The sequence below is a fragment of the Acidovorax sp. FW305-C-20-28 genome (assembly GCF_058783375.1).
Genome location: NZ_JBYSYM010000084.1, coordinates 1 through 852 on the forward strand (window position 1 = coordinate 1; position 852 = coordinate 852).

The window sequence follows — 852 nt, forward strand, 5'->3', positions numbered from 1 at the left end:
TCCTTGCATGTGCAAGAGCACACGCGGCGTCGCGCGCCTAGATTGGCACGCCGGCAAGGGCCTTCGCGACCCCGAAATTAGTGCGAATAGACCCTAGCGCTTTTTCTCGCCTGCCTGCCTGTCCGCAATGGCGGTCAACTTGGCGTCCATGCTTTGGGTGAGGGCGTCGGTGGTGTGCAGCAGGGCGCCCCAGGCCAGGCGGCCGTCGTACACGGCCTGGATGGCCTGGGCGTATTCGGTGAACCATTGGCGCACCAGGGCCTGGGCGTCGGCGGGCCAGGTGGCTACGGCGGTTTCGCTGACGGCCTGGCACTTTTCGGTGCGGGTGCGCCACAGGGCGACGGCGGGTTTTTCGGCGTCGCTGGCCAGGTCGGCGCTGGCGCGCAGGCGGGTGGCGGCTTCGCGCGAGTCGGGCAGCACGCGGGCGGCCACGGGGGCGATGGCGGGGTCTTGCCAGATGTCTGCGATGCATCGCAGCATGGCGGCAGGGGGCGCGAAGGCTGCGGGGACGGTGGAGGCGGCGGGGGCGCTGCCTGCTGCTGCGGGCCGGTTGCTGCCGCCTGGGGCTTGTTGTGGCCGCTGTTGTTGCAGCTGCAGCTTGTCGTGGTAGGCCTGCAGGGTGGCGCGATTGGCGGGCATGCGGGCGATGCTTTGCTCCAGAAATTGCCCCCAGGTGACTTTGCCGGCGAGCAGGTCGGCGATGCCCTGGTTGGTTTCGCGGTGCATGCCGCGCACGATGGCCTGGCCTTCAGCGGGCCTGGAGGGCCTGTTCACACTATTTTGGTGGATCGCGTTGCCCGGCCTGGGGGCTGGATGCAAGGCGCCCGCGTGCAGCAAGGTAGGTACCTTGCA

The 852-nt window shown here is 68.9% G+C and carries 1 protein-coding gene; it reads right to left on the reverse strand.

Going from position 1 to position 852, the window contains the following annotated elements:
- Positions 1–93 precede the first annotated feature (93 nt).
- Positions 94–774 (reverse strand): hypothetical protein, encoded by a 681-nt coding sequence (locus AC3WOH_RS34840; RefSeq protein ID WP_492233894.1) that lies wholly within the window; start codon positions 772–774, stop codon positions 94–96.
- Positions 775–852 lie beyond the last annotated feature (78 nt).